The sequence below is a fragment of the Vibrio sp. 2134-1 genome (genome assembly GCF_033339495.1).
The window spans coordinates 1-677 of sequence record NZ_JAWOUS010000469.1 but is presented as its reverse complement, the minus strand read 5'-3'; the positions used below and the strand labels follow the sequence as shown (position 1 = coordinate 677).

Annotated in this window: 1 protein-coding gene; it reads right to left on the bottom strand. The window is 41.1% G+C overall.

The window, feature by feature from the left end:
• Positions 1 to 124: 124 nt before the first annotated feature.
• A complete protein-coding gene (locus R7R78_RS26670; RefSeq protein WP_020838025.1) occupies positions 125 to 541 on the bottom strand; it encodes a hypothetical protein in 417 nt (138 codons plus the stop codon).
• Positions 542 to 677: the final 136 nt, after the last annotated feature.

The window sequence follows — 677 nt, the reverse complement described above, 5'->3', positions numbered from 1 at the left end:
AGTGAAGTTCAGCGCGACCGCCAGTTATAGTAAGCGACTGCGGCCCATTCCATACATTTACGTCGTTTTGCGAAATACTAAATGTATGGAAAGTACATCGACTCGCAATCACAAAACTCCACCGCTACTTGGGGGTTAAACTCTCAAGTCCGCTTGTATCGACTCCTTCTAATGCATGTTTTTCAAGAAGATATGTCTCTGAGCGCTCATTGGCTTTGCGTTGTTCAATCAGTTTTTGCTGCTCTATTGTTATTCGGGTTTGACGCTCAATTGCTTCCTGTTCACTCTCACACTGTCTGAATCCATCAGACCAACCTTGAGCATACTTTTTATCAGAGTTAAATCGGGAAATGTCTTTCTTAAATTCATCAAACAAGCTTCCAGCCGCTTTGTATCCACTGTGACACCCGTCATCAAAACCCTCTGCATATTGAACAGGAAACCCTTTGGCCACCATATTGTCTTTCGTGCTTGCGCAGCCTAAAAGCCCCAAAGTGAATAAAGAGATAACGAACACATTACATTTAGACATTATTTTCATGAAGAATACCTTCGTTTAGCATGGGTAATCAGATTAAAGTCTAGGCAATGGAGTTCGAGGATAGCAAGGTGTCTATTCGGTATAATCTATATCTCCATATCTAAAAAATCAGTCAACTACTAACTACTAGGTAATG